Raw genomic sequence first — 23,669 nt, forward strand, 5'->3', positions numbered from 1 at the left:
ACGCATAGTGAGTCGGTTCTGAGTGTTCCCCGTGGATGATCTGAGTACACAGCTTCACCAACAATTCGGATTTTCCTCATTCCGCCCCGGCCAGCGGGAGGTGATCGACGCCGTCTTGTCGCGGCGCGACGCCATGGCGGTGATGCCGACCGGTCAGGGAAAGTCGCTCTGTTATCAGCTGCCAGCGACCATACTGCCAGGACTCACCCTGGTCATCTCGCCGTTGATTGCGCTGATGCAGGATCAGGTGAACGCGCTGATGGCCCGCAACATTGCCGCCGCCGCATTCCATTCCGGGCTCTCCGAGCAGGAGCGGGATCGCGTGGTGCTCCATCTCAAACTGCGGCGCTTGCAACTGCTCTATCTGGCTCCTGAGCGCATGCAGCACGAGCGCTTCCTTCGTCTGTTGCGATCCTTGTGGGTCTCACTGCTGGTCGTGGACGAGGCCCATTGCATTTCTCAGTGGGGGCATGATTTTCGACCGGATTATTTGAATATCGGTCGGCTGCGCCGGGAATTGGACAATCCTCCGTGTCTCGCCTTGACGGCCACGGCCACAGCGCGAGTGCAGGCGGACCTCTGTGAGCGCCTCTCACTTCACGACCCGCTTCGGTTGGTCACCGGGTTTCGGCGGCCCAATCTCGCCCTGTCCGTACGGCTGTGCCGGTCGCGGCAGGAGAAGCTGGCGGTCTTGGAGCGCATGGTGCGCGAATGCGAAACCGGGGTCGTGTTGGTCTATTGCGCCACCCGCCGCGCGGTGGAGGAGGTGGCAACCTGTCTTGGGCGGTCGGACGCGTCCGTGGGGTATTACCACGCCGGGTTATCCGATGAAGACCGGCGGTTGGTCCATGACCGGTTTTGCTCGGGGGCGCTCCGTATTTTGGCGGCAACGAATGCGTTCGGAATGGGGATCGATAAGTCGGATGTCAGGCTCGTTGTTCATTTCGACATTCCGGGAAGCCTGGAGGCGTACTACCAGGAAGTCGGGCGGGCCGGGCGTGACGGCCAGCCTGCCGCCTGCCTCTTGTTGTTTTATGAACGGGATGTCGCCACACAAGAATATTTCATCCAACAGGCGGCAAAGGAGACCGGTACCTCGGCTCGCGTCGAGCGCATGAAGACACTGCTGCAGGATATGTTGGCCTATGTGTCGGTGCCGGCTTGTCGCCAGCTGGCCATTCTGGAGTATTTCAGTGATGAGGCCGAACGGGCGTTCGGCCCCTGCGGTCTGTGCGATCGTTGCGTCGCAACCTCTCCAGCGCGGGTGGCCGCAACCGACGATGAGGCTGCCGGTGCACGCGCGCTTCTGGCAGCTGTCTCCTGGTGCCAAGGGCGATTCGGAGTGACTCGTATCGTCGAGTTGTTGCGCGGGAGCCGGTCGAAAGCCCTACTGGCGTGCGGTGTCGAGGCCTGTCCGGGGTATGGAGAGTATCAGGACTGGTCGAAGCCGGCCCTGACCCGTTTAGCCAAGGCGTTGATCGATCGGGGCTACCTGTGCGTTGAAGGCGGGGATTATCCCACACTCGATGTGACAACGTGTGGGCAGGAAGTGTTGGAAGGCATCCGCTCCGTGGTCTTGAGCCAGGCTGAACACTCGACGTCGGCTTCGACGAATCAGCCGTGGGGCACTCAGAGGAATTCGCCGGCGATGGCGTTGGCCTCATCCGTTGATCCGCACCTCTTCGAACGGTTGCGCCAGTTGCGGAAAGAACTGGCCGAGGAGGAGGGGGTCGCCCCGTTCGTCATTTTTCACGACAAGACTCTGCGCACGATTGCCGGGCACCGGCCTATGACGCTGAGTGCCTTGCGGGAAATATCCGGCATCGGGGAAGTCAAAGTCGAGCGATACGGTCGTCGCGTGTTGAACGTGGTCAATCCCGAGTCGGGGTAGCCCGGTGTCGGTGCCGTCCATTCTCGGTCACTCCCTCCGTTTCTAGCCGCCTCCTAAGCTTTCAGGTCACCGGCCTTGCGAAACTGTTCCTGCAACTCGGCATAGGTCTTCGTCACTGGAAACTGCGGAAACTCCTTCGGCAGATGGTCCGGGGGACGGAAGAAGAACCCGGCGTGGGCTTCTCCCAGCATGGCCGTGTCGTTGTAGGCGTCTCCGGCGGCCATTACCCGGAAATTCAGGTTTTTCAGTGCGGCGACCGCGTGCTTCTTCTGGTTGGGTTGCCGGAGTTTATAGTTGACGATGCGGCTGTTTGTCCCAATCTCCAGTTGGTTGCAGAAAATTGTGGGATAGCCGAGTTGCCGCATCAGCGGGAGGGCGAACTCATAAAAGGTATCGGACAAGATGATGACCTGGGTTCGTTCACGCAGCCAAGCAATGAAGTCGGCCGCTCCTTCCATGGGCCCCATGGCATCGATGACGGACTGAATATCAGCCAGGGTGAAGCCATGCTGATCCAGAATGTGTAACCGTCGTTTCATCAGGGCATCATAGTCCGGCATTTCGCGTGTCGTAATCTTGAGTTCCTCAATGCCGGTCTTGACGGCAAAGTTGACCCAGATTTCCGGAACGAGCACGCCTTCAAGGTCCAGGCATACAATCACGGGGTTCTGCATTCGTCCTCCTTCGGAATGTCGTTTGTCTTCAATGTGACGTGTGAAGCGGAGTGGCCGGAGGTGTCGTTCACCATCGTGTGGGCGGCCCTCAGCGTGTGAGATGGATTATGGCTCGCGACTGCGTCGGGCGTTTTCCTGGCTGAGATATCGCCAGATTTTGTCCATGGCGTTCTCGAATATCTCTGTCCCCGCCCAGCGGCGCGTCTGTTCATTCCGATGACGTCTGGCCCACTCGACGGCGAGAGGAAGCGGAATCAGTCGCGGCGTCGTTCCGGTCAAGTCTGCCCAGAGCAGACTGAGCGTGGTGCTCAGCCGAACGGCGACGGGCACAGCACGAATGGACGGATTGGTCATGTCCTGACAGTCAATGGCCGGGGACGTGACGGAGAGTTCCCGACAGGCTGCCGGACGGTCTTCATAAATGCTGCACGACTCATTGTCCAGAAAGGGGCACGGCATACGGAGGGCATAATAGGCGCGATTCACCGGCTCGATCGCGTCGTCGCTCGGAGGATCAGGAGACTCGGCCAGGGCCGACAACTGCGTCAAGACTCCGGCTCGTGCCAGTTGTTGCTGGGCAAGGTCGAGTTTGGCGAGCAGACGGTCGCGTTCGGGCTGTTCCAGGCGCTCAATCCTGTCGGCGATGGCGAAGGCTTCTGGCGCGGACGCAGGAACCAGCATGCGGCAACAGGCCGCGCAGCCTTTGTGGCAGGACACGGTTTGGCCGGTTTGGCCTGCCTGACTGTGTTCCAAGGCCTGGACCTCTTCGCCCAGACTCCGCATCAGCGGGAGGATGGCGGTAATTGGCACGAAACTCGTCGGGACCCCCACGGCGGTGGACACATCCCCACTCGGAGTGCGCAGGGAAATTTCAAAATGTTCAACGAGCGCCTGATTGCTCACGGGGGTGACGTGCGAGTGTTGTTGTCGATGTGATGAGCGGCGAAGCCCAGCACCATTTCTGCTGGGGCTTATCATAGAGAACCCTCGATTCGAGGGTCAACCGCGCTGTGGAGGAGTTGGACTTGCTCCCCATAGACGGTTGGGGCTACTCTGTCTGCGATGCGCGTCTCTGGCCACATCATCGGGTTATTAAAGGAGTATATGGGGGACCTGGTCGAGCAGGCTCGACAGGAATCCTATGCTCAGCAGGCCTTCGGCTTTTCCATGCCGCCGTATCAGCCGGACCATGCCATTGCCGATTTACTAGCTATCCTGGACGATCGGATTGAGTCGGAGGGTGTGCAGGTCGGGATGCCGCTGGAGTTTTTGCATGAGATGTGGCGGCGCTGTAATGAGGCGCGGAGTCAGGTGATGGACCAGGTGTGGCTGGAGACGAATCTCGGACCACCGGGTTCTTCGAAAGCCCGTATTCGCGAGCTGACCTATGCGGCGCTCATTGAGTATCTGGAACGCGAGTCCGAGGCGACGTGACCGGCGTTCGGCGTGATGGCAGAGGTTGGGGTTACCACTTCCCCGCAATCCAATAGACGATGATTCCTACGGCCTCGTCGATCGCCTGCGTAGTGAGCAGCAGGGCTTTGACCGTCGGAATGAAATCGTAGACGGTCGCGTGTCTCCAGGCTTCTGAGGGACGATGTTTCGATTCGTAGCCACAGGTGACCGGCGTCACGGTAAAGCCCTGCTTCTCAAACAGGCCCACGGCGCGGGGCATATGGTAGGCGGCGGTCACCAGCAGGATACGTGCTGAGCCCAGCATCGCTTTGGTGTGGAGGGCATTTTCGTAAGTCGTCCGCGAGTGTTCCTCGACGACAATGACCGATTCCGGAACACCGAGGCGCAACGCCCATCGCTTCATTTCGTGGGACTCCGCGGGGCCGGTTCGAAGAACGGTGGCATCACCTCCCGTGAGCAGTAGTTTGGGCGCCACGCTCCGATGCCACAAATCCGCTCCACAGGCGGTTCGCTGACGTGAAGCATCTGACGCCTCATCCGATGGCCGTAGGGATCCTTTGTGGTAGATGCCTCCCGCCAAGACGACAATGGCATCGAAGTTCGAGTCTGCTGCCGAGATGAACGGCGGATATGTGGCTTCGAGTGCCCCGATGTACGTCGACGCCAGCATAGGGGTTGAGGTCAGGAGCAGGAGCAACAGGGTGGCGAAGGCCCATCGCCTGACCCAGGTCGCCCGCCGGGGTGTGACAGGGAGACAGGCGGAGAGCAGGGTCAAGAGTCCTGCTCCGACTATCCAGGTCATGGGATACAGGAAATATTTCGAGGCTTTATATACGCCATACCAGATTGGCGTCAGATCCATCGCGGCTCCCACTTTGGCTGACTGGACAGTGGTCAGCATACACGGAGACGGCGGAGACACCAAGTAGTCAGGAGGATTTGATGGCAGAGGGGCGACAGTATTGGTTGATGAAGTCTGAGCCGGACGTGTTTTCGGTCGACGATCTGGCCGCTTCACCGAACCGCACGACTTCGTGGGATGGCGTGCGCAACTATCAGGCGCGCAACTTTATGCGTGCGATGAAGGTGGGAGACCAGGTGTTGTTTTATCACAGCAATGCGAAGCCGCCCTCAGTGGTCGGGATTGCTGAAGTGGTGAGGACCGCCTACCCCGATGCAACCCAGTTCGACCCCCGGGATCCGCACTATGATCCGGCTAGTACGCCCGAGCAGCCTCGCTGGGATCTCGTCGATATTCGATTTATGTGCAAATTTGCCGCACCGCTCTCGCTGGACCTCCTACGGGGACAGCCTGGTCTGAAGGGGATGGAACTCCTGAGGAAGGGCTCGCGATTGTCGGTCCAGCCAGTGCGGAAGGCTGAATGGAATCAGGTTGTTCGGCTTGGACGAGGTCGAGCCGACTAAACGGGCTCTGGCGGTGTATGTTGAAGGGACGAAATGGACAAGCGAGGCAGAGGGTGCCTAGCTACGGGCTTTCCCGTCATCCAGGTAGCGATGTTGCCAATCTAGCCAGGCATGTCCTAGCTCATGGGCAAGAATGTATCTCCGGCGGGTCACGGGGAGCCGCTTGCGGATATAGATGACTTTCGCTTCGTTATCCCAAATTCCATCCGCGTTCGCATCCTGCCGATCCATCTCAGAATCGGTGACCTGCCGGATCATGATGTGGTAGCCGAACGGAAGTACGACTTTATTTGGTATTCGCACCGTATTCCTCGCTGTCTTCCTGATGAGCGCGTGTAAGCCGGTTTCTGCTCCCGGATAGCCTAACACATTTCTCTTTTCCGCTTCCCTGATAAAATATCATTGAATATCAGTATCTTGCGATTCATTTTCTCTGGACGGCTGGTCGGAGCTTCCTGTGAGATGGAGTGCTATGGGATTGTCCAGACGGAGTGGTGAGGATTTCAATTGTCCGCCCGAATGGTGTATCATCCGGCCATGGTCGACAAACTGCTCGCACAAGAACTGGCCACTCCCTATCCCACGGTCGTGCGGATCGTCGGGATAAAGATTCGTGATCGGGGAGAGGTGAAGAAATTCGATGCCGGAGAGGCGTCTCTTGCCTTCGGCGATCGCGTGCTGGTCGATGTGGTCGGTGAACTGACCTACGGTGTGGTCTACGGGATTCCACAAGTCACGCCGTTTATCCCGCCGATGCGGGTGATGCAGACGATTGTCAGGAAGGCCACCCCCGAGGATGTGGTGACCATTGATCGTTACGAGCGGCTAGCGGCTGAAGGAATGCGGGCGTGTCGGGATCAAGCGGCGGCGCTTGGGCTCAGGATGAAGCTGGTCGAGGTGTTCTGCTCGTTTCACCGTCGGCAGATGACGTTTGTGTATACCGCCGATGATCGCATCGATTTTCGTGAACTGGTTCGTCTGCTTGCGCGCCGGTTTGGTGGGCGCATTGAAATGCGCCAGGTAGGGGTTCGCGATGAGGCGAGTCGATTGGGCGGGATCGATACCTGCGGACTCGTACTGTGCTGTGCCGCATTTTTGACAGAAGTGAAACCGGTGACTGTCAAGCAGGCCCGTATCTTGGGTCTTCCGGTCGACGATCCAAAATTGCTCGGCGTCTGCGGTCGTCTCAAGTGTTGCCTACTGTTTGAGGCCATGGAGAGTCAGCCCGTACCGGCATCGTCAAAGCCATCGAGCCTCATCAATCCTTCCCGTTCCCGTCTGGCTTCCTCCTAGTCTTGTTGCCCATTTAGGCTGTCCTCGGCCGCGCATTCGCGCGGTAGGCGTTGGTCGTTCCATGGTCCTGCGGCGAGATCCCCTCTCGTGCTTTTTCCTCGAAAGAGTATAATGACCGTGAGGTGCGGAATGCCTCAGGTACTTGTGCTCGGGGCCGGGAAGATCGGATCTTTGGTTGCCGCGCTGTTAGCAGCCAAAGGGCACTATCAGATTCATCTGGCCGATCTCACCCTTGATGCTCCCAAGCGGCTGATCGATGAATTGGCACTGTCCACGGTGACCCCGTGCGCATTGGACGTGCGTCGCCCTGACTCCGTCCGAGAGTATGTGACCTCCCATCGGTTTGATGCCGTTCTCTCCGGACTCCCTTATTTTCACAATCCAACTGTTGCCGAACTCGCGCGTGCCCATCGCCTGCACTATTTTGATCTGACCGAAGACGTCGCCGTGACCGGGCGGGTCAAAGTGATCAGTGAGGGGGCCGAGCGGGCATTCATTCCCCAATGCGGTCTGGCACCTGGGTTTATCAGTATCGTCACCAACGATCTGATCGGGCGGTTCGATTCTATCGACCATGTGAAGATGCGTGTCGGTGCGCTGCCGGTTCATCCGAGTAACGCGTTGAAGTATTCCCTGACATGGTCCACAGACGGTCTCTTGAATGAGTACGGGAACCCCTGTGTGGGAATCGAGGGAGGGCAGGAAGTTCGTCTGCAACCGTTGGAGGGGTATGAGACCATTGAACTCGATGGGCTGTTGTACGAAGCCTTTAATACCTCCGGCGGGCTGGGGACGTTGGCGGACACCTATCGGGGGCGGGTCCGCACCATGAACTATAAGACCCTTCGCTATCCTGGCCATTGCGAAAAAATCCAATTTCTCATGAACGATCTGAAGTTGAATGAAGATCGGGACACGCTCAAACGCATTCTGGAACGAGCGATTCCGCAAACGCACCAAGATGTGGTCTTGATGTACGCCTCCGTGACCGGGACCCGGCAGGGTGAATTATTTGAAGAGACCTACGTCAAGAAGGTCTATCCGAAAACCATGTTTGGACGACTGTGGTCCGCCATTCAGGTGACGACGGCCTCGTCGCTGTGCTGCGTCGTTGATCTTGTCATGGCCAGGCCCTCAGCCTATCGCGGCTTTGTCAGGCAGGAGAATTTCCTCCTGCAGGATGTGTTGGACAATCGTTTCGGCGACTGCTTTCGTTCTTAGCGGATCATGACAACGACTGAACTGTTGACCTCATTGGGCGTATTGCAGGAACAGCCAGCAGGCTCGCTGCCTTCCACGGCCGGCATCGGTACGGTGGCGACTGGAGTCCTGGAGTCACGAAATCCATCGAATGGCAGGGTATTGGGTCGTGTGTACGGTTGTTCCGACGACGACTACCAAGGCCTCGTCGATGGGTTGTGTGAACGACAGCTCTCGTGGCGCCAGGTGCCGGCCCCCAAGCGAGGCGAAGTCATTCGTTTGATCGGGCAGGCGCTGAGGGAGCACAAAGACGCGTTGGGTACCCTGGTGTCGCTGGAAGTGGGCAAGATCAAATCCGAAGGGGACGGCGAAGTGCAGGAGATGATCGACATGGCGGATTTTGCCGTGGGGCTCTCCCGCATGTTGTATGGGCGCACCATGCATTCGGAACGCACTCGGCATCGGATGTATGAGCAATGGCATCCCTTGGGTGTGGTGGGAGTGATCACCGCATTTAATTTCCCGGTTGCGGTTTGGGCCTGGAACGCGTTCATCGCGGCTGTTGCCGGAAACACGGTCTTGTGGAAGCCCTCGCCGAAGGCTCCGCTTTGTGCCCTCGCCGTGCAGCATCTGTGTAATCGAGTGTTGGAGGAGGTCGGGTATCCTGGCGTTCTTGCACTGCTCACGACTGATCGCGTCGAACTCGCCGACCGCATGGTCGGCGACGAACGACTCCCCCTGATCTCCTTTACTGGGTCGGTAGCGGTGGGACGGCATGTAGCGGAGGTGGTCGGACATCGCTTGGGTCGCAGTCTGTTGGAATTGAGCGGAAATAATGCGGTGATTGTGGACGAGACGGCAAATCTGGATTTGGCCACACGCGCGATTGTCTTCGGGGCGGTCGGGACCGCAGGTCAACGCTGCACTAGCACCAGACGGCTGATTGTGCATGAGTCGCACTATGAGAGGCTGGTGTCCCAGCTTCGTGCCGCCTATGCCCAGGTGACGATTGGCGACCCCTTGGATCCGGACGTCATGATGGGGCCACTGATCGATGAGTACGCAGTTGCAAAGTATCAGGCGGCGCTCGACGCGGTGAGAACCGCCGGTGGAGAAATTCTCTGCGGGGGGCAGGTGTTGCGACGCCCAGGATATTTTGTCGAGCCGACGATCGTCCGTGCGCAGAATGATTGGGACATTGTTCAGCAAGAAACATTTGCGCCGATCCTGTACGTCATGACGTATCGTACGTTGGATGAAGCCATCCACATGCAGAATGCGGTTCCGCAGGGATTGTCGTCCGCGTTGTTTACTCAATACCTTCGCCATAGTGAGGCCTTCCTGTCGGCCATCGGCAGCGATTGCGGAATTGCGAATATCAACATCGGCACCTCTGGGGCGGAAATCGGTGGGGCGTTCGGTGGAGAGAAGGCTACCGGGGGAGGGCGTGAAGCTGGATCTGATGCCTGGAAAGCATACATGCGACGGCAAACGACGACTATCAATTGGGGAACGGAGTTGCCGTTGGCGCAGGGTGTGAAATTTGGGCGAGCGGAAGGAGGGGATGATGGGGCAAGCCACTGAACTCGATACCGTCCTGGCTCGAATGACCGCTGACTTTCTGGCACACAATAGTGCAGCTGAACTGCTGCGTCAGGCATTGGATGATATCGGGGTGGGATTTGTCCCCGTGATGGATCACGTGACCATCAGAACAGGGGACATCGACCGACGCGCGGAAGAGTTCATTGGGCTGGGGTATGAGTATGATGAAACGATTCGGTATGAGGATTGGTATGCAAAGGTCTACAGGAAGGCTGGGTATCCGGCGTTATTTGTCGATCAGGCCTATCCGGACGACCGTGGTAACACCAGCATCATTCCTCGTTGGGTGGAAAAGTTTGGTGATCGCGTATTGCATCATGTCGCGGTGCGGGTGGAGGATATCGAGCAAGCCATTCTCAAGTTGAAAGCGAGAGGCATTGTCTTTGCTGGGGAGATTGTCGGTGCACGGGGAGGCCCGCTGAGACAGATTTTTACCGCTCCGGAGATGGTCGATGGCCAGCCCTTCTCGGTGCTGGAACTGGCTGAGCGTCATCAGGGCTATCAGGGGTTTCTTCCTCCCCAAGCGGACAGCCTGATGCGATCCACGGTGCGCTGATCCCACGGCTTGAGTCTTCCCGCGTGGCAATCGTTCTCTGCAACGCGACCTTTTGGGGTCGGGGAGGGAGCCTCGACCGAATCCATCAATGTGCGTACAATGCCCCCGCTACCAGAACCGCGCTGATCGGTTCATTCGACTGTGGGCTACTTGGGAGGTCATCGATATGATGCGATTTGCTTTGCCGGTTCGCGCGATCACGATACTGCTCTGTCTCCGTGCGTTCGAGGGGGGGGATGGCCTTGTTCAGGCCTCGCCCTCCGCTCATGCGCCTCATGGCACTGTGACCATTGAAGGTGTGACCGTACCTGATATCGGGCCGCTGCCTGCCGTCGTTCCTGTCCCTTCTTCGAATCTGAACTATGCCGCGAAGATAGAACTCGGCAAACAACTGTATTTCGATGGGCGGCTTTCCAAGAATAACGCCATCTCTTGTGCATTTTGTCACAATCCAGGGACAGGCTTTGCGGATTCCCGTCAAACCTCTATCGGGGTCGACGGTGGGGTCGGAGGGCGTCAATCGCCGACGGTCTACAACACGGCATTTAACCATGTGCAGTTCTGGGATGGACGGGCGCGGTCCTTGGAGGAGCAGGCGATCGGGCCGATTCATAATCCCGTCGAGATGGCCGAAACACATGAGCATGTGGTGTCCAAGTTGAGCAAAATCAAAGGCTACCAACAGCAATTTCGAGCGGTGTTTGGAGCCGAGGTGAGTTTGCAAGGGATCGCCGAAGCCATTGCAGCCTATGAGCGCACAGTGCTGTCGACGAATTCAGCGTTTGATAAGTATATGTTAGGCGATCAGAAGGCGATGGATGAGGCGGCGGTTCGTGGTCTGGCGCTCTTTAAAGGCAAAGCCCGCTGCGTGCTTTGCCACAGCGGGGCGAACTTGACGGATAATCAGTTCCACAATCTTGGTGTGCCTCAGGTGGGGCCGATGAAAGAGGACCTCGGTCGGTATAACGTCACCAGGGCGGAAAAAGACAAGCGTGCGTTCAAGACTCCCACGCTGCGCAGCATTACGGAAACGTCGCCATACATGCACGACGGTGCGTTTAAGACGCTGGAGGAAGTGGTTGAGTTTATGGATCAAGGGGGTGGGAGCAATCCCAATCTGAGTCCGCTGGTGAAACCTTTGAACTTGACCGCGGAAGAAAAGACCGACCTCGTGGCGTTTTTGAAGGCGTTGACGGGTGAGCCGTTGAAGTTCAGCATGCCGAAGTTGCCAAAATAATTTGTGAATCCTTTTTGATGGCCATGGCTCTCACGGGCAGGCGAGCGTAATGGATTGGTTTGTTCATACATCATCTCGGTGCATTCCAACCCCAACCAGAGGAGGCCTCATATGTTTCGACATCTTTGCGTGCTTGGTGCGAGCACGCTGGTACTTGCCATCGGCGGGCCCGTCTTCGCAGCGGACGGGAAACCGGGGCCGGCAGACGGATTCGACATTCACGTAATGGCGCCCCATAAGATGGAGGACGGCTCTGTGGCTGGCCCGTTCCATCACTATTGTAAGGCCATCAAGCCGGAAGTATTGCAGTGTCTGCTGTTTGAGTCGACGGAGCCGAATGCAGTGCTGACGGATGTGGAGTATTTCGTCGCGAAACCTGTGTCTCGATCGGCGGTGTCGCTCGACGTATGGAATAAGTTTTATCATGACCATGAAGTCGAGATTGCCACTGGGCGGGTTCAGGTATTGGACATGCCTGATGCGCAGGCGAAGGACGTTGCGGCAGCCGCTGCCAAGACAGATGGGATCATTTTTCATTTGTGGCCGAAGGGCGCCAAAGCTCCGGATGGAACGGTCGGGCATCCGACCTCAGTTGGACATAAGCCACGGACGGAGTAACACCGCCGTTCACCAATGATCGATTCCAAGACGAAAGGTAAGGAGGCCACTATGCGAAGTGCGATTGCGGTGATTGGGTTGTGTGCCGCCGTGGTGACGGCGACTGGTTGTGCGGAAACCTCTCATGAAATGAAAACAGCTGCCACCGCGGCACCGGCTGCCGCGGCAAGGTCCCTGCCGACTCCGGCGCAGGGCTATACGATTCACGTGATGGCGCCTCATAAGTTCGAGGACGGTTCCGTCCATGGTCCGTATCATCACTACTGCAAGCCCATCTCCCCTGAGGTGTTGCAGTGTCTGCTGTTCGAATCGACCGATTCGAACGCCTTGCTGACGGACATTGAGTATTTCGTCGCCAAATCCGTTTCGAGGTCTCATGTCCCATTGGAAACATGGAATAAGTACTACCACGATCATGAAGTTGAGATTGCGACGGGACGGGTACAGATTCTTGACATGCCTGATGCTCAGGCAAAGGAAGTCGCGGCGGCTGCGGCCAAGACAGATGGAATCATTTTCCATCTTTGGCCGGATGGCGCGAAGGCGCCGAATGGTGAGGTTGGACATCCGCAGTCGGTTGGCCATAAGCCTCGAACCGAATAGCAGCGCAAGGTAACACTGACAGGCGGAAAGGCCGGAACATGAGGCTTTTCCGCCTGTGCTGTTTCTTGTAGGGATGGAGATGCCATGATGCGATGTGGCCGTGTGTGGATACTTGCTGGGGCGTTATTGAGTCTGGCTGCCGCCGTGTGGTCGGCGGATTCGGAGGTGTTGCGGCCTCGTGTACCAATCGACCAGATGGAATCTGCCCGCGCAGTGACTAATCCCTTCCCCGTGACCCCCGAAGTGCTTCAGAAGGGTAAGGCCCTTTTTGAAGGGAAAGCGTTTTGTCGTGCCTGCCACGGAGCGGATGGGAAAGGATTGGGAATGGACTTGGACTATTCCACGTTCAAGGGACCGCTCCCAAGGAATTTTACCGACAAGATGTGGCAGCAGACCAGAACGGATGGAGAATTGTTTTGGATTCTGAAAAACGGAAGCCCCGGAACGGATATGGCGCCGTTTATTCCATTGATTTTGACGGAAGAGGAAGCGTGGCAGGTCCTGATGTATGTTCGGTCGTTCGGTCGGCCATGAGGAGTGCGGCCGGCATCTGCCTGGTCGGTATTAGGGCATCGACTGCAGCCTTAGCGGCGGTAGGCCGCCAGGAACATGGCCAGTCGACTGTGGTCCGGAGGGGGGAGCCGTAGGAATTCAATGCCGAAGTAGCCGTCACGAACCCAGCGTATGGCTGCGAGTTCAACGACCAAGGCGCGGACCTGGTCTGGCAGGAGCAGGCGAACGGTGACATAGCCGCCCTCCAATACTGGGCGGTCGCACTCTATCAGGCAGCCTGTAGGGGACAGATTGTGAATCATGCCCTCTCCAATAAAGGGCGCACCGGCGAACATGGCTGGATGGCTAACTCCTAGGCGGTCGTGGGACCGCTGAAAGCGAAGAGTGGTAGCTGATGCGGTGGAATGGTTGTGTGGCCTTTGTGGCGGCGATGCATGCGTTTGCATGAGTGGCAGTGTAGGGCGTGGGAGTGAAAAACAACAGCCCTGCCTTAGAGGGGCCTGTGGCGACTCGGGTGGGCCACTGCCTGTGGGTGGCAAGCCGGTACCACCGCGGATTCTTGAGGCTATCCCCGGATGGCGACGTAAAACCGATGGTGGCAGGAGCGGCATCGCCATGGAAATCGACCGCAGAGATGTCGAAGGAAGTCGCGCCATCCACGACGCTCCGATCGACGTACGGTTTCAATGCAGCGGGGACAAGTGAAGAAGGAGTTGTCTGTTGCGGCCTGGTGTGATCGGTCATTCTGGGAGGAAGGAAGGTTCATGCTGGGGTGTGTCCGTTGAGTTGTTCCATCAACGACGGCTCTTTCAGAAGGGACTGACAGGCAGTGCGCAAGCTCAAATCTCCTTGCCTCAGATGCGACAATCGGTCTCGATAGGGGATGAGGAGCAGATCGAACGGCGCATAGCACAGCTGAGCCGCGAGCGCCTCGCGGCTGCTGGGGGCGGTGCTTTTTTTGCGAGTGTCTACGGGGTGTCCGTGAACGGTTCTCACTCCTGCCACCATACCAAGCGGATCAGATAGATTCCTGCCACATAGGTTCCTGCGATGAAGATTGCCCAGAGCATGATTCGCTTCTCCTTTTTGCGCTGATTAGACTCAAGGTAGTTCGCAATGACTCGTCGTGATGTGGTGGGAGCAACTCGCATACCACGAAAGCAATTCCGCGTTGCACGGATCGAAGGCGAAAATTCTTGGGTCTGCGGGAAAAAAACATCTGCCTATCGTGGGATGCTTTTTGCGGTGCGTGATGTCGGTGTATCTAATTCGATAATCGATGAATCAATTTGGATAAAATCATGGGGCGTGACGTGGCCTGCGGGACGCTATCGTAAATGCCGTTCGATAGGTTTTGACGAAGATCGCTCAGGGCAGTTGTAGTTGTCACACCGTGTATCCGCAGCTGCTTGCCGAGAAGCATGTCCATCGACGTGTTTCTTTGACTGCTCCATGGTGGCGATTAGGATCAGTAGGCGAGCAGTAGGGAGCCCAGCACTGCGACGAGTACCATAAGTAAGGACACGAACAGGCTAACTACGGCAGGAAGATTCCAGTTCATTGTGTGAGTGTGTTCCTGTGAGGGTAGGTTCTCTGACTCACCAGTCGTAGGTTGATGTGGTTACTTCTGTGCGTTATGCGGATGGAGGCTGCGCAGTCGTTGTTCGAGCGCGAGGGCTGTGGCAGTGATGGCGTAGCTGCATTCCCCGCAAGACAAGAAACCGCCCGTTGGCACTAAGCTGTGGCGTCTGCATTGGGGACACTCGTAAGCTTTCATTGTCATGCTTGTGCTCAGTGACAGAGGTCATCGTGCATTGGCGGACTTGGTGAGAGCGGGGCTTGGATGTGTTGTGAGAGCGGGGCTTGGATGTGTTGAAGGGAAGTTCGTCGCAGATATTCAATGGATAACTTAGATGAGGGACTGGTTGTAGCCGCTGTGCGATTTCCACAGTTGACGCAGCGCCAGCGGCCTTTCGGCTGGTAAAAGTCTATGGATGGTTCGATCGTAAGGTATCCTCCGCAACGTAAACATTTCATGGGACTATCCTTTCCTGCTTGGCCCGGTTCGCTGAAAGCCGCAGGGGAAGCAAGTGAAGTAAAGGGTCTCACTTCACTTGCTCCGTCCTGCGGGTTCGTGCACGCTGCCCCTGGACTGATGGGTAGAGTCAGTGCCAGAATTCCGTCGCGCGAGGGGACAAACGAGCTGTTTAATCCCTAGTCGGGCAGAAGGAGGAGCAGGGCGACAGAGTTATATGATATGAAGTCTCAAAATAATTATGGGTCATGTTCATGATCTGAGGAATGTTCATTTTCCTGAAGTTGAACGATGGGGAAAGCTTTGGTCAGGTACGATTTGCAAGTGCTGTTGGTGCAGTCTGATCAGGACGGAGGAGGAAATGCCGCGCTAGAATGAAAGGCCAGCGGCTCTGATGAAGGGGGTTATAGATCGGAGACCTGCAGACGGATGACTGTGCACAGAACACGGGAGCGAAGGTGGACGAATTGATTGTGAGCGGAATGGGGCAGGTTTGCCGGGTGAACGTACTCGAGTTGGCGAATTGCCTCACGAGTCACACACGAATAACACAGACAGCCCCTTCCGTCGAAGCGGCTGTCACAAGTACCGAGTAAGTTATTGATTGATTTTGGTGGGCCGTGTAGGGGTCGAACCTACGGCCCGCTGATTAAGAGTGAATGCGAGGAGATGGCTCAATTCATTGTAAATTGGGCCATCTCTACTTCAGTACAAGGGATTAGGGCATAGGCTCTCTGGTTGTATTTGTTCCTCTTTCTCGCGTGCCAGTGCCTTTTGGCGGAACGCTTAACACCTCTTTAACACCAACTTCTTCCTATTGTTTCCTGCTGCGACGGCCGGGGAAGTATCAGCAAAAATTCTTGCCAGAAGGGTCGGTTCACAAACTTCTATGGCGTCGGCAAAGCCCGGCCTCTCCTCGCGACACTAAAAAAAATCTGAAAACCATTTTTTGAAGTGGTCGGCCCCGCCGTTTTCGTTCCAATCGGAGAGAGAGTTTCCGGCATCATGCCCCTTAAGGGAGGAAGGAGGATGCCGTGAAACGCACACGCTTCAGTGTCAAGCACGTCGTGGCGGTGCTCAAACGGCCGGAGTTGTGAGCCTCGGTTGCGGACCTCATCCGTCATCTCGGGATTACCGAGCAGACGTTCGATCGCTGGAAGCGGCGATATGCCGGCCTGGAATCCGAGCACGTCCGCCAGTTCAAACAGCTCCAGGAGGAACATGCGAAGCTCAAACGGCTGGTCGCAGACTTGTCACTGGATCAAGTGATGCTACAGGACGGGTTCGTAAAAAAATGGTACGGCCCTCGCAGCAGCGGGTCGTGGCGCAATACCTGGGTACGGCCTATTCGATCATTGAACGCCGTGCTTGTCAAACCGTCCGCTGTGCGAGGGCCAATTATCGCTATCGCAGTTACCGGAATCCTCGCAACGAGCTCTGCCAGCGAATCCGGGAGATGGCCCAGACCCGTGTCCGCTCCGGGTACCGGAAAATTTGGGTCCTCCTGAATCGAGAAGGCTAGATCGTGGGCAAGCTGCTGGTCTATTGCCTGTACCGGGAAGAAGGCTTGACGCTGCGGCATCGGCCAGCGCGGCGGCGCAAAGCGATCGTGCCCCGCACCCACCGGCCCCCGGTCACCAGACCGAATGACGCTTGGACGCTGGACGTTGTGGCAGATCACTTGGCCAAGGGGCATCGGATTCGGGCTTAACCGTCGTGGATGGCTGGACCCAAGAACGGGTGGCCATTGAGGTAGGCCAGCGGCTCCGTAGCGAGCACGTCGTGTAGGGGTTGAATCGACTCACCGCGCAACGCGGTGCACCTAGGCGACGCTTCTGCGATCATGGCAGCGAGTGTTGCGGTCAACTGGTCGATCTCTGAGCCTATCAGTACCAGGTGCACATCGACTGCTCACGACCCGAAAAGTCCACGGACAACGCTTATGTGGAATCCTTCAACGCGACGGTCCGGCGGAAATGTCTCAATGTGCGCTGGTTCGAATCGCTTCATGAAACCCAAGAGCGCATTGAGGCTTGGAGGCGAGAGTATAATGAGAATCGCTCTCACTGGGCACTCCAGGATCAAACGCCAGCCGAATTTGCCAAGCGGGCGGCCGAGAATCCGCTCTGCACCCCCGCTCTCACTGCTGGAGACTCTTCCTAGAATTGGTGCAGAAATCGTGGGCTGGCCAGTGGCAGTCCAGACTAACATTCCATCTGGACCAATTCAGCCCGGCTAGGTCAGTGCAGTTAGACCGAAAGACTGTCTACAACGCTGTTTATAAACTGACTGGCGAAAAGGTGGCGAGTTGTAAATATAGGAAAAGTTGGAGCGAGAAACGGGATTTGAACCGGCGGCTCTTGCCTTGGAAAGGCGTCTAAAGCGCAATATTATCAATGCTTTGAGAAAGTTTGCATTTCATCGATCACTAGATTTTTTCAGCACTTAGCAAATGGACCACCTATATAGGCGGTGAGCCTTAGATGTGAAGATCACCGCATCCTTCTCGAGCTGCCGGCAAAGGTCGCCGACGGGGGTACCGCTGTCGGCTTGGCGGAGTGCATAGACGATCTGTTCTTCGGAGAATTTCGACCGCTTCATCGATCCACTCCTTTCGTCAAGGACTGTCGAAGCCGCCATTCTACTCTCGTGTTAGATTGCCGTCGTTTTCGGAGGGAACGTCAACATCGTGCGACATGGGTGAATAGGGCTTGATCCGGTCCAACTGCTGCATGGTCAACAGTATCTCGTCATTCGTGTCTACCTCCAGACAGGGTGCAACGCAGATTACTACACATCCGAAGCTCCGGTTATGCACGGTTCCCAACCGGCTAACAGCCTGCCACAGGGTTACTAAACGGCGCTCTTAACAATTCTAGTTGAATCCAAATAGATTCAGTTATGTATCTAAATAGATTCAGTGCTAGCCCGAACCTCATACATATATTGAGACTGGCGATTGCAATAATCACTCAAAGCAATGCTTTAGAGTTGAGAGATTTTTCTGCAAGGTGAAGACCAGCATGGCACTACTTATGCTCTGCATAGAGTAAGCAATTTCAGCTCATCACTAAGACCGAGGAATCAATTTTTGTATGATTTTAGATAGACATAACTATTACGACATCTGTCCAAGACATGATCGATCACGCATCCAAAATCCTGGCCAGTCTTGTTGAAGAATATGACCTTTGATGCCCTTTTGAAATCTTATACAGGCAAACAAAATGGGATTGAATACGTATGGTCACTTGAGGCCAAACTATTGGAAGCATAACCATGACTCAGCTGTTTACTCGAGAGTATTTATTATTTTGCTCCTGGCCCTGTGTTTTAGTTGTGACTCTACGAGTAAACAACTCGCGACAGGAGGTTCATCCGAAGTGAACACAGGAATAGAAAAAAAGTTGGTGGGCGATTGGCTCAATTCTCATGAGGAGAATTCTGGAAAACAAATGATCTTTCGGCCCTCTACGTACCCATTTCTCCCGTCGCGCGGTCGATATGGATACCAGATAGAGAAAGGGGGGGGGCTGAAAGTGATCCGACCCGGTCCCACTGACAAGCGAGAAATTACCGACGGTACTTGGTCTATCGAAGAAGACAGCATACTCATGCTCCGACCTGCGGGCGGAGCGTCCCTTCGTTTTCGGATTATATCCGTCGATGCCGAGCGGCTGGTTCTTGCCCCACTTTGATATTGGCAAAACGATTCCAGTCTGCGAGGTGGGTATCCAGTTGGCTGTTTATCGGGTGACAGATGTGCAGTTTCATGAAATGCACAGCGATATGTGCACTTCCAGATTTTCACCACCTACTATAAACCAATTAACGAAGGAGGAATACTATGGCCAACGAAGCTCCCCGCCGCACTTGCGGCACCCAGAACGTGCACCTGAGGTTGATGTCATCAAGCCAAGAATATGTTGCCAACCGTGCACGCAGTAATAATCATGCGCTTGAGTATGCGAGGACTCGCGGTGCATTCCAACGGCCTGGCGTGACGGTAATCCCTGTCGTTGTACATGTTGTCTACAACATTCCAGCGCAGAATATCTCTGATGCCCAGATTAATAGCCAAATTGAAGTCCTGAACAAGGATTTCCGTAAGACTAATCCAGATATTGCCAGCCTTCCGGGTGTCTTTGCACCGTTGGCGGCTGATGCCCGTATCGAGTTCAAATTGGCAGAAAAGGACCCCGCAAACAGCCCGACCAATGGCATCACTCGTACCAGCACAGTATCGGCTTCTTTCATCGACGATGACAAGGTCAAGAGTGCCACCACCGGGGGCCATGACGCCTGGCCGAGTGATAAGTATCTAAATCTATGGGTTTGCCCACTGGGCGGCGGATTGCTTGGGTATGCCCAATTTCCAGGTGGTCCAACTGCCACAGACGGCGTTGTGATCAATTGCACTGCCTTTGGCACAATCGGTACGGCAGCAGCACCCTTTAACCTTGGCCGAACTGCAACCCACGAAATCGGTCATTTCCTCAATCTCAATCATATTTGGGGAGACGACGGATCCGCATGCTCAGGTACTGACTTTGTGGGAGACACACCGAATCAAGCCGGCCCAAATTACGGCACGCCGGCTTTTCCTCATGTCACCTGTAGCAACGGCCCTAACGGTGATCTTTTTATGAACTATATGGACTACGTGGATGATCAAGCAATGTTCATGTTCACCGCTGGCCAAATAACCCGCATGCAGGCGTGCCTTGACGGAGATCGTTCTACCCTGGGCGTTAAGAAGCTCCCAACGCTCAAGTTTGTCGACGACCCCACGCTCAAGTTCAGGGAAGATATCACCACCAAGTTTGCCGATGACCCTTCGCTCAAGTTCGCTGACGATCCCACGCTCAAGTTCAGGGAAGATATCACCACCAAGTTTGCCGATGACCCTTCGCTCAAGTTTGTCGACGACCCCACGCTCAAGTTCAGGGAAGATATCACCACCAAGTTTGCCGATGACGGAGGCAGCGGTTCGATCAAAGTTTTAGATGATCCCATCGGCACCGTCGGTGGCGCCGACCCGATTGGTTCCGGACCGCTGAATCCTGGAGGACCTGTTACAGGGGCCGGAATGCGCGGAGGAAGCACGCCGTTCATCCTATCTACCCCCCATCATTCCATGGCATGGAAAGGATCTTTCCCTGAGGCCTATCAGGCCCAGTTGACCAATTACGAGCAACAAATCGAGCAGTTGGAACAATTGCTATCGCAATACCAACAGAGCGAGCAGACTGGGATGCTAACGGATGCAGATCGACAACAAGCTGAGCAGATCCACCAGGAATACCAGCGTCTAGTAGGTGAGTATTCACGGATGATTCAGGGAAATTAAGCGGGACTTAAAACGGGAGGAGTCGGAAAGTGGTAATCATCATTTCCAGCAAATCGGACACTCATGCTTTGGCAGTACTCGAAGAACTGCGGCAAATAGACGCACCTGTTCGGCTACTGGATCTTTCCGACTTCCCTCTCCGTTCCAAGCTTTCAATGACATACACAGCGCGAAATGGTCCGCGATTTACTTTAGACACGGATACCGGTTTAATCGACTTTTCGGAGGTCAATTCCATTTGGTGGCGCCGTCCCCAACAATTTCAATTAGACCCATGCATTCAGAACCAGAGCCATGCTCAGTTCGCGTTCAATGAATCGCAGGAAGCTATCATGGGTCTATGGCAATCTCTCGATATCTTTTGGATTAATGATCCAGCCCGTGATGCAGCTGCACACCGGAAGGCATATCAGCTTAAGTTGGCACGAGAGCTTGGAATCCCCACTCCCGAGACGCTGATTACGAACGACCCTAATGCTGCTCGTCAATTCATCAAGATGAATGAGAAGACGATCTGCAAAGCCTTCTCCGCCACACAGGATAATTGGAGAGAAACACGCTTGGTTGGAGAACAAGAGCTAGTCAACATCGACAGTGTTCGCTTTGCTCCCGTGATCTTCCAGAGCTACATTGAAGCCATATACGATCTTCGAATTACAGTCGTTGGAGACGACATTTTCCCCGCGGCAATCCATTCACAGGAGACGGCTTACGCCGTAGATTGCCGAATTGACATTGGCAAAGCTCGAATTGAATCCGTCAAGATTCCTGAGCTAGTACAACAGCAACTCCGCCAGTTGATGAAAATGCTTGGGCTAGTTTACGGGGCCATTGACATGCGCCTTGAACCAGATGGCCGATATGTCTTCTTGGAAGTCAATCCCGCTGGTCAATTTCTCTTTATCGAGACTATTACCAAACAACCGATCGCCAAGAGTCTAGCTTCGCACCTAGTCGCATCGAGCGTATCCAGCAGTATGGTCAAAGCCTCAACTCATTCTGAGCACTGCACGCATTAATTGAATTATGTGAAGTCATGTTGGACTTCCCAGGGTTTCACCGGCACTTTAGAATAGTCGTGAGAACAGGGGGAAGACCAATGGGTAGTCGATGGAAATTGCAGCATGTCCGACGGAAATACACGTTCATCAAAGCCCATCGCCAAGAGTTTGATACGGCACATGATGTGCCGCCTCCTCGACGTGTCGCGTCGCGGGTTCTATCAACGGTTACGGAACCCGCTCTCTAATCGAGCGGTGGAGGACCAGCGGCTGCCTGGCCTAATCCGCGCAGCCTATACGGCGAGCCACGGCATCTGCGGCGCCCCGCGGATCTTTCTCGATTTGCGAGAAGTCGGCGAAACGTGTAGCAAGCATCGTGTGGCTCGGATCATGAGCGCCAACAACCTGAAAGCTTGATACGGTTACCGAACGCCTCGGTACACCAGAAGCCCCACGTCTCTCCTGACGCTCAATACGCTGCAACGAGGGTTTACCGTCCCCCGGTCCAACACCGCCTGGGTTACCGACATTACATACGTGCGCACATGGGAAGGCTGGCTCTATTTGGCTGTTGTGATGGACCTGTGCTCTCGTCGCATTGTTGGCTGGTCCACCTGACCTTCCCCCCGAAAACTAGACCCTTAGCGTGGAAGTCTACCTGTGTTGAGATGGTGTCCACAGGAGGGACACATGACTCGAAAACGGCACACGGAAGAATAAATCATTGCCTTGCTCAAGGATGCTCAAGCAGGCATTGGAGTCCACAAGCTCTGCCGTAAGCACGGCATCTCCGATGCCACCTTTTCTAAGTGGCGGATGAAATATGTCGGGCTCGAAGTGAGTGATGTGAAGAAGCTCCGCCAACTGGAGGACGAAAACCGGCGGCTCAAACAGATGGTGACGGACCAAGCGCTGGACATCCAAGCGTTAAAAGCCATCACCGCAAAAAACTGCTAGGGCCCAAGGCGAAGCGAGCGGCGGCTCAGTGGAGTACCGAGCGCTTCGGGCTCGGTCAACGACGGGTGTGCCGCCTCCTGGGCCTCGATCGCCAGACGCTCTGGTATCATAGTCGATGTCAGGACGATGCCGCATTGCGGACACGGATTTGGGAGAGTGGCGAGACGAAGCGGCGGTAAGGCTGTCTCTGGATCTATGTGCGCTTACGGCACGAGGGCTGGCGCGTGAATCATAAGAAGGTGAAACGGATCTACTATCGCAACGAGGGGCTGTCGTTACGGCGACGGCGGCAGAAGAAGCTGGCCGCTGGCCTACGTTTTGGGGTTTGGGTCATTTTCGCCACGCCATCAGGCAACGTCTTTGTGAGAAATCTCGCTAGGGGATGCTCCTACAGCGGCGCTTGTTTGGCCGTCTTGTATTCGGCAAGTACCTTCTCTATGCTCTCACGCAACATTGATCACCTCACGACTTCCGGGAAAACAGGGGAATCCGGCGTACATTGAAAATAACCGTTGGATGAATCATAGATCGTTCGGCGGCAGGCTGAGTGTTAGATGAAGATCGACCACAACTATCATTGGGCTCGCCGATCCATACCAACAGACTTGTGGACCCTTGGTGAGCTCGCCCAACTTCTTGGGGTGAGTCGTCATCAAGCACGGCGCATTCTTCTAAAATCATGCTTGCCGTGCCACCTGGTTGCCAAGCACTGGTGGGACAAGCGAACCGGTCTGGGGTTTACCAGAAAAGCATGGGCGTTACCCGTGACAGCCGCATTGGTTCTCCTGCTTGAGCGCGTGCGGCGGCATGTGGCCTCTGACGCCAGGGCCTTAGGCGTTCCAATTCCTGCCACTCTTGAGCTGAAGATTATTGAGCTAAGAGCCACGATCCATACTCCCATCGCATAAACTCCTTCTATAGCAGTGCAACCCCGCAAGTGTTCTCCTTGGGTCGCGCGGCACAAATTTTTTTATCATCTTGACGGCACAGTATATGTGGGGGCGACATAGCATATGTGGGGGATGGAGCCCTGTCCGAGCTCGTTTGGGACAATTTTTCAAGCGGACCAAATTTGACACGTATCTATCACTAGGGTATAAGGCCTTTCGAACAGTGGTGCATGGTGTCCCTGACACCGAGCTGGTATTCCCACCCTGAATAAGGCGGAATGCCAGTTCCTTTCGCACCAGCACATATCGGTTAGCTCCCACGGCATACCTTAAAACGAATGCCTTGTTTGGACGGTAGTCTCTTACAAGGTGTTTAGATGTCGTCAATCGTAGCTTCCATCCGGC

At 55.6% G+C, this 23,669-nt stretch carries 22 protein-coding genes and 1 pseudogene; 18 read left to right on the plus strand and 5 right to left on the minus strand.

What is annotated here, in order from left to right; all coding sequences use genetic code 11:
• The first annotated feature begins 31 nt into the window (after positions 1 to 31).
• A complete protein-coding gene (locus JNL86_03435; protein ID MBL8041952.1) occupies positions 32 to 1,891 on the plus strand; it encodes an ATP-dependent DNA helicase RecQ in 1,860 nt (619 codons plus the stop codon).
• Positions 1,892 to 1,944: 53 nt separating this feature from the next.
• Here the strand turns inward: JNL86_03435 and thrH are convergent, their stop codons facing one another.
• A complete protein-coding gene (thrH, locus tag JNL86_03440) occupies positions 1,945 to 2,565 on the minus strand; it encodes a bifunctional phosphoserine phosphatase/homoserine phosphotransferase ThrH (GenBank protein MBL8041953.1) in 621 nt (206 codons plus the stop codon).
• A gap of 105 nt (positions 2,566 to 2,670) precedes the next feature.
• Positions 2,671 to 3,543: a YkgJ family cysteine cluster protein gene (locus JNL86_03445; protein MBL8041954.1), complete on the minus strand. Its 873-nt coding sequence runs from the start codon at positions 3,541 to 3,543 to the stop codon at positions 2,671 to 2,673.
• An 84-nt stretch (positions 3,544 to 3,627) separates the two neighbouring features.
• Here JNL86_03445 and JNL86_03450 point away from each other — a divergent pair, with 84 nt between their 5' ends.
• Positions 3,628 to 3,999 carry a hypothetical protein gene (locus JNL86_03450; protein MBL8041955.1) on the plus strand — a complete coding sequence of 124 codons (372 nt, stop codon included), beginning with the start codon at positions 3,628 to 3,630 and terminating at the stop codon, positions 3,997 to 3,999.
• Positions 4,000 to 4,030: 31 nt separating this feature from the next.
• Here the strand turns inward: JNL86_03450 and JNL86_03455 are convergent, their stop codons facing one another.
• Positions 4,031 to 4,843, minus strand: coding sequence for a YdcF family protein (locus tag JNL86_03455; GenBank protein ID MBL8041956.1), 813 nt, complete (start codon positions 4,841 to 4,843; stop codon positions 4,031 to 4,033).
• Between the two features lie 80 nt (positions 4,844 to 4,923).
• On the opposite strand from JNL86_03455, the gene JNL86_03460 reads away from it, so the two are divergent.
• The gene (locus JNL86_03460; protein MBL8041957.1) at positions 4,924 to 5,406 is read left to right on the plus strand and encodes an EVE domain-containing protein; all 483 of its coding nucleotides are present in this window, start codon (positions 4,924 to 4,926) and stop codon (positions 5,404 to 5,406) included.
• Between the two features lie 57 nt (positions 5,407 to 5,463).
• On the opposite strand, the gene JNL86_03465 is transcribed toward JNL86_03460, so the two are convergent.
• Positions 5,464 to 5,709, minus strand: a complete 246-nt coding sequence (locus JNL86_03465; GenBank protein MBL8041958.1) for an ImmA/IrrE family metallo-endopeptidase — start codon at positions 5,707 to 5,709, stop codon at positions 5,464 to 5,466.
• Between the two features lie 216 nt (positions 5,710 to 5,925).
• On the opposite strand from JNL86_03465, the gene JNL86_03470 reads away from it, so the two are divergent.
• From JNL86_03470 to JNL86_03505, 8 genes are all read left to right on the plus strand, one after another.
• Positions 5,926 to 6,699, plus strand: a complete 774-nt coding sequence (locus JNL86_03470; GenBank protein MBL8041959.1) for a hypothetical protein — start codon at positions 5,926 to 5,928, stop codon at positions 6,697 to 6,699.
• A 129-nt stretch (positions 6,700 to 6,828) separates the two neighbouring features.
• Positions 6,829 to 7,920 carry a saccharopine dehydrogenase NADP-binding domain-containing protein gene (locus JNL86_03475; protein MBL8041960.1) on the plus strand — a complete coding sequence of 364 codons (1,092 nt, stop codon included), beginning with the start codon at positions 6,829 to 6,831 and terminating at the stop codon, positions 7,918 to 7,920.
• Between the two features lie 6 nt (positions 7,921 to 7,926).
• Positions 7,927 to 9,483, plus strand: a complete 1,557-nt coding sequence (locus JNL86_03480) for an aldehyde dehydrogenase family protein (protein MBL8041961.1) — start codon at positions 7,927 to 7,929, stop codon at positions 9,481 to 9,483.
• Positions 9,467 to 10,060, plus strand: coding sequence for a VOC family protein (locus JNL86_03485; protein ID MBL8041962.1), 594 nt, complete (start codon positions 9,467 to 9,469; stop codon positions 10,058 to 10,060). Before JNL86_03480 ends, JNL86_03485 begins: the two co-directional genes overlap by 17 nt.
• A gap of 139 nt (positions 10,061 to 10,199) precedes the next feature.
• Positions 10,200 to 11,297, plus strand: coding sequence for a c-type cytochrome (locus tag JNL86_03490; GenBank protein MBL8041963.1), 1,098 nt, complete (start codon positions 10,200 to 10,202; stop codon positions 11,295 to 11,297).
• A 111-nt stretch (positions 11,298 to 11,408) separates the two neighbouring features.
• Positions 11,409 to 11,915, plus strand: coding sequence for a DUF1264 domain-containing protein (locus tag JNL86_03495; protein ID MBL8041964.1), 507 nt, complete (start codon positions 11,409 to 11,411; stop codon positions 11,913 to 11,915).
• Between the two features lie 51 nt (positions 11,916 to 11,966).
• Positions 11,967 to 12,518, plus strand: a complete 552-nt coding sequence (locus tag JNL86_03500; GenBank protein MBL8041965.1) for a DUF1264 domain-containing protein — start codon at positions 11,967 to 11,969, stop codon at positions 12,516 to 12,518.
• An 87-nt stretch (positions 12,519 to 12,605) separates the two neighbouring features.
• Positions 12,606 to 13,052 carry a cytochrome c gene (locus JNL86_03505; GenBank protein ID MBL8041966.1) on the plus strand — a complete coding sequence of 149 codons (447 nt, stop codon included), beginning with the start codon at positions 12,606 to 12,608 and terminating at the stop codon, positions 13,050 to 13,052.
• A gap of 50 nt (positions 13,053 to 13,102) precedes the next feature.
• Here the strand turns inward: JNL86_03505 and JNL86_03510 are convergent, their stop codons facing one another.
• Positions 13,103 to 13,366, minus strand: coding sequence for a PilZ domain-containing protein (locus JNL86_03510; GenBank protein MBL8041967.1), 264 nt, complete (start codon positions 13,364 to 13,366; stop codon positions 13,103 to 13,105).
• 781 nt (positions 13,367 to 14,147) lie between these two features.
• On the opposite strand from JNL86_03510, the gene JNL86_03515 reads away from it, so the two are divergent.
• The 7 genes and pseudogenes from JNL86_03515 (at position 14,148) to JNL86_03545 (ending at position 22,374) form a co-directional block, all read left to right on the plus strand.
• Positions 14,148 to 14,414 carry a hypothetical protein gene (locus JNL86_03515; protein MBL8041968.1) on the plus strand — a complete coding sequence of 89 codons (267 nt, stop codon included), beginning with the start codon at positions 14,148 to 14,150 and terminating at the stop codon, positions 14,412 to 14,414.
• Between the two features lie 1,686 nt (positions 14,415 to 16,100).
• A pseudogene (locus tag JNL86_03520) lies at positions 16,101 to 17,229 on the plus strand (IS3 family transposase).
• A 1,684-nt stretch (positions 17,230 to 18,913) separates the two neighbouring features.
• A complete protein-coding gene (locus tag JNL86_03525) occupies positions 18,914 to 20,416 on the plus strand; it encodes a hypothetical protein (protein ID MBL8041969.1) in 1,503 nt (500 codons plus the stop codon).
• A gap of 29 nt (positions 20,417 to 20,445) precedes the next feature.
• Entirely contained in the window at positions 20,446 to 21,435 is a 990-nt protein-coding gene (locus JNL86_03530) for a hypothetical protein (protein MBL8041970.1), read from the plus strand.
• 105 nt (positions 21,436 to 21,540) lie between these two features.
• Positions 21,541 to 21,834 carry a transposase gene (locus tag JNL86_03535; GenBank protein MBL8041971.1) on the plus strand — a complete coding sequence of 98 codons (294 nt, stop codon included), beginning with the start codon at positions 21,541 to 21,543 and terminating at the stop codon, positions 21,832 to 21,834.
• A 45-nt stretch (positions 21,835 to 21,879) separates the two neighbouring features.
• Positions 21,880 to 22,035 carry a DDE-type integrase/transposase/recombinase gene (locus tag JNL86_03540; protein ID MBL8041972.1) on the plus strand — a complete coding sequence of 52 codons (156 nt, stop codon included), beginning with the start codon at positions 21,880 to 21,882 and terminating at the stop codon, positions 22,033 to 22,035.
• 111 nt (positions 22,036 to 22,146) lie between these two features.
• Positions 22,147 to 22,374 (plus strand): transposase, encoded by a 228-nt coding sequence (locus JNL86_03545; protein MBL8041973.1) that lies wholly within the window; start codon positions 22,147 to 22,149, stop codon positions 22,372 to 22,374.
• Positions 22,375 to 23,669: the final 1,295 nt, after the last annotated feature.

It is taken from the genome of Nitrospira sp., assembly GCA_016788885.1.
GTDB lineage: Bacteria > Nitrospirota > Nitrospiria > Nitrospirales > Nitrospiraceae > Nitrospira_A.

Excerpts from the sequence above, each read along its gene's own strand:
- JNL86_03495 (MBL8041964.1), top strand. The coding sequence starts at position 11,409 with ATGTTTCGACATCTTTGCGTGCTTGGTGCGAGCACGCTGGTACTTGCC.
- JNL86_03485 (MBL8041962.1), top strand. The coding sequence starts at position 9,467 with ATGGGGCAAGCCACTGAACTCGATACCGTCCTGGCTCGAATGACCGCT.
- JNL86_03470 (MBL8041959.1), top strand. The coding sequence starts at position 5,926 with ATGGTGTATCATCCGGCCATGGTCGACAAACTGCTCGCACAAGAACTG.
- JNL86_03535 (MBL8041971.1), top strand. The coding sequence starts at position 21,541 with ATGTCCGACGGAAATACACGTTCATCAAAGCCCATCGCCAAGAGTTTG.
- JNL86_03455 (MBL8041956.1), bottom strand. The coding sequence starts at position 4,843 with ATGGATCTGACGCCAATCTGGTATGGCGTATATAAAGCCTCGAAATAT.
- JNL86_03510 (MBL8041967.1), bottom strand. The coding sequence starts at position 13,366 with ATGTTCGCCGGTGCGCCCTTTATTGGAGAGGGCATGATTCACAATCTG.
- JNL86_03515 (MBL8041968.1), top strand. The coding sequence starts at position 14,148 with ATGACTCGTCGTGATGTGGTGGGAGCAACTCGCATACCACGAAAGCAA.
- JNL86_03460 (MBL8041957.1), top strand. The coding sequence starts at position 4,924 with ATGGCAGAGGGGCGACAGTATTGGTTGATGAAGTCTGAGCCGGACGTG.
- JNL86_03480 (MBL8041961.1), top strand. The coding sequence starts at position 7,927 with ATGACAACGACTGAACTGTTGACCTCATTGGGCGTATTGCAGGAACAG.
- JNL86_03445 (MBL8041954.1), bottom strand. The coding sequence starts at position 3,543 with ATGATAAGCCCCAGCAGAAATGGTGCTGGGCTTCGCCGCTCATCACAT.
- JNL86_03500 (MBL8041965.1), top strand. The coding sequence starts at position 11,967 with ATGCGAAGTGCGATTGCGGTGATTGGGTTGTGTGCCGCCGTGGTGACG.
- JNL86_03505 (MBL8041966.1), top strand. The coding sequence starts at position 12,606 with ATGCGATGTGGCCGTGTGTGGATACTTGCTGGGGCGTTATTGAGTCTG.
- JNL86_03525 (MBL8041969.1), top strand. The coding sequence starts at position 18,914 with ATGGCCAACGAAGCTCCCCGCCGCACTTGCGGCACCCAGAACGTGCAC.
- thrH (MBL8041953.1), bottom strand. The coding sequence starts at position 2,565 with ATGCAGAACCCCGTGATTGTATGCCTGGACCTTGAAGGCGTGCTCGTT.
- JNL86_03450 (MBL8041955.1), top strand. The coding sequence starts at position 3,628 with ATGCGCGTCTCTGGCCACATCATCGGGTTATTAAAGGAGTATATGGGG.
- JNL86_03475 (MBL8041960.1), top strand. The coding sequence starts at position 6,829 with ATGCCTCAGGTACTTGTGCTCGGGGCCGGGAAGATCGGATCTTTGGTT.